The organism is Alteromonas sp. AMM-1 (assembly GCF_047290655.1).
Lineage (GTDB): Bacteria > Pseudomonadota > Gammaproteobacteria > Enterobacterales > Alteromonadaceae > Alteromonas > Alteromonas mangrovi.
The window spans coordinates 1-3,075 of sequence record NZ_JBLBUE010000255.1 but is presented as its reverse complement, the minus strand read 5'-3'; the positions used below and the strand labels follow the sequence as shown (position 1 = coordinate 3,075).

The following is a 3,075-nucleotide window of genomic DNA, read 5'->3' as shown; positions in this document are numbered from 1 at the left end:
AGTTTGTCTACCAGGGTGGTCTTACCATGGTCAACGTGCGCGATAATCGCGATATTTCTAAGCTTATTGATGTCAGTTACATTCATTGAAAATCAACCTGCAGGGTGTGCAGCCCGCCAATCATATGGCTTTGCAGCACACACCGGCTATTACACACTGTAAATAATAAAAATGAGCGCGGATTGTACAGAAAATCCAAGTGCTTTGCGCAGTTTTTTTTCAGTTTCAAATAAAATTCATCTATTGCTAATTCTTGCGCTGGGTGAAAGAATGGCATGCGTGGTCTCATGAGTAACACTGCCGGCCACCAACTGCACCAAAATAAATCACGACATCACCAAAATGGTGCAGATAGAAGTTTAAGATCGTGACGACAGATCGAATTTACGCGGTGTCCAGCCTTGCTCAAGCAAATGGCATGATTATCGCTTAGGGATTTCTCACCTGCGAACCCAGTATTGGTTCACACATTTAAAATAACCTGGAGGACACGATGTCAATTGAATCGGCATTAGAATTAATCAAATCTAGCGAAGCAAAATTTGTAGACCTTCGCTTTACCGACACTAAAGGTAAGGAACAACACGTTTCTATTCCTTCTAACCTGGTCGACGAAGACTTTTTTGAAGAAGGTAAAATGTTTGACGGTTCTTCAATTGCTGGCTGGAAAGGGATTAACGAATCAGACATGATTCTGATGCCAGACTCTAGCACTGCAGTAGTTGACCCATTTGCCGAAGAAACTCAGGTTATCATTCGCTGTGACATCGTAGAACCTACTACAATGGAAGGTTACGACCGTGACCCGCGTTCTATCGCTCGTCGCGCAGAAGAGTTCCTGAAATCAACTGGTATCGGTGACACCGTTCTGTTTGGTCCAGAGCCAGAATTCTTTATGTTTGACGATATCAAGTACCACACTGATATGTCAGGCTCTATGTTCAAAATCGACTCTTCAGAAGCAGCGTGGAACTCAGGTTCTGAGTTTGCAGACGGCAACATGGGTCACCGTCCAGGCGTTAAAGGCGGTTACTTCCCGGTTCCACCAGTAGATTCTGCACACGATATCCGTGCAGCAATGTGTCTGGTAATGGAAGAAATGGGTCTGGTTGTTGAAGCGCACCACCACGAAGTAGCGACTGCTGGTCAGAACGAAATTGCGTGTAAATTCAACACCATGGTAACTAAAGCTGACGAAGTTCAGATCTACAAGTATGTTGTTCACAACGTGGCACACTCTTACGGTCTGTCTGCTACCTTTATGCCTAAGCCTCTGGTAGGCGACAACGGTTCAGGTATGCACTGTCACCAGTCTATCTCTAAAGAAGGCAAGAACATTTTCGCTGGCGACAAGTATGCTGGTTTGTCTGAAGAAGCTTTGTTCTACATTGGCGGTATCATTAAGCACGCTCGCGCGATCAATGCTTTCTCAAACCCAGCTACTAACTCGTATAAGCGTTTGGTACCAGGATTTGAAGCCCCAGTAATGCTGGCTTACTCTGCTCGTAACCGTTCAGCGTCTATCCGTATTCCATACGTAACCACTGACAGAGCACGTCGTATCGAAGTACGTTTCCCTGATCCAGCTTGTAACCCATACCTGGCCTTTACCGCAATGCTGATGGCTGGTATCGACGGTATCAAGAACAAGATCCACCCTGGTGATGCAGCAGATAAAGACTTATATGATCTGCCACCAGAAGAAGCAGCAAACATCCCAACTGTTGCCCACTCTCTGGAGCAGGCACTGGAAGCGCTGGACAACGACCGTGAGTTCCTGACTGCAGGTGGCGTAATGTCTGACGACATGATCGATGCATACATCGAACTGAAAACTGCTGAAGTAACTAAACTGAGCATGTCTACTCACCCAGTTGAGTTTGACATGTACTACAGTGTGTAAGCACCGTATCAGATAAAATACCCAAGCCCGCTTATGCGGGCTTTTTTTTTATTCCAAATCACCTACAATCAATTGCATGCGAGCAAAATATGTCTTTTTACTAGCGGTAATATCTGTTGGTGTCTCCCATCAGATTATGGCCCAGCAAATCTACAAAGTTATCAATCAGGATGGCTCGGTAACCTATACCGATACGCCGCCACCGGATGCTCAACCAGTAGAGTTGGGGCCGGATAATCGCATGGTAAGTACACCGGTTCCGCCAGCGCCAATTCAAGCGCAAGCCAAAAAGGCCACAGAGCGTGCACCATCTGTGATCACGGTTATCCAGCCGGATGACCAGGCAACGGTTAGAAATAATGCCGGCAGCGTGCAATTTGCTGCACGCGTTACCAACACGCAGAAAGGCGACGTATATCGTCTGTACTTCAATGGCGAGCTTGTCAGTGAGCAGTCAGCCCCCTTATTTACCCTGAATGACCTGCCCCGAGGGGCACATACATTTTATATTGCTCACATCGACAATACGGGCAAGACTCTTGCATCTAGCACTCCACGTACGTTTTACCTGCATCAGGCATCACGTCTTATTAACAATAATTAACAGCAAACCCACGTAATACGCGCACCATTGAAGTTCATGTAAGCGTTTATGCGAGAAGATATTGCACGGGTTTAGTTTGCCTGAAATAATGAAGCACCATGATGGTGCAAGTGGAGAAAGCTGGCATGCGAGCCACGCCGTTTGATACCAACAATTTGCTGGATAGTGTCACTACTGTACTGGTAGTTATCGATAATGCCTTGCGCATTGTGTACGCTAACCACGCAGGTCAGGCCTTATTTGCAACGGGCACAAAACAATTGTACGGGCACTGCATTGCCGATTTTTTTGTACCCAATACCATCAACAAAGCCCGGCTCAGAGCCGCCTTTCGCAGTGGCCAGGATTTTACCGAGAATGAAGTAAAGTTGTACTTCCGCGATAATCGCGTAGTGTCGGCTGATTTAACGGTAACCAATCTGAATACTGAAGATGGCCCTCGTTTGTTGTTTGAAGTAAAAAAGGTCGATCAGCAAAAACGCATTTCACGGGAAAACCAGCAGCACGCACAGCACTTTGCCGCCCGTGAGTTAATTCGCGGCCTGGCACACGAGATTAAAAATCCGCT

Annotated in this window: 4 protein-coding genes; 3 read left to right on the top strand and 1 reads right to left on the bottom strand. The window is 46.5% G+C overall.

Annotation, left to right across the window (positions count from 1 at the left end; all coding sequences use genetic code 11):
- A partial coding sequence (locus ACLR2L_RS19690) for a GTP-binding protein (protein ID WP_413370662.1) occupies positions 1 to 86 on the bottom strand: 86 nt, incomplete at its 3' end.
- A gap of 407 nt (positions 87 to 493) precedes the next feature.
- On the opposite strand from ACLR2L_RS19690, the gene glnA reads away from it, so the two are divergent.
- The 3 genes from glnA to ACLR2L_RS19675 form a co-directional block, all read left to right on the top strand.
- On the top strand, positions 494 to 1,903 hold the full coding sequence (glnA, locus tag ACLR2L_RS19685) for a glutamate--ammonia ligase (protein WP_413370660.1): 1,410 nt from the start codon (positions 494 to 496) through the stop codon (positions 1,901 to 1,903).
- A 136-nt stretch (positions 1,904 to 2,039) separates the two neighbouring features.
- Positions 2,040 to 2,507 carry a DUF4124 domain-containing protein gene (locus ACLR2L_RS19680; RefSeq protein WP_413370658.1) on the top strand — a complete coding sequence of 156 codons (468 nt, stop codon included), beginning with the start codon at positions 2,040 to 2,042 and terminating at the stop codon, positions 2,505 to 2,507.
- 98 nt (positions 2,508 to 2,605) lie between these two features.
- The coding region (locus tag ACLR2L_RS19675; RefSeq protein ID WP_413370656.1) for a PAS domain-containing protein at positions 2,606 to 3,075 on the top strand (470 nt) is incomplete at its 3' end.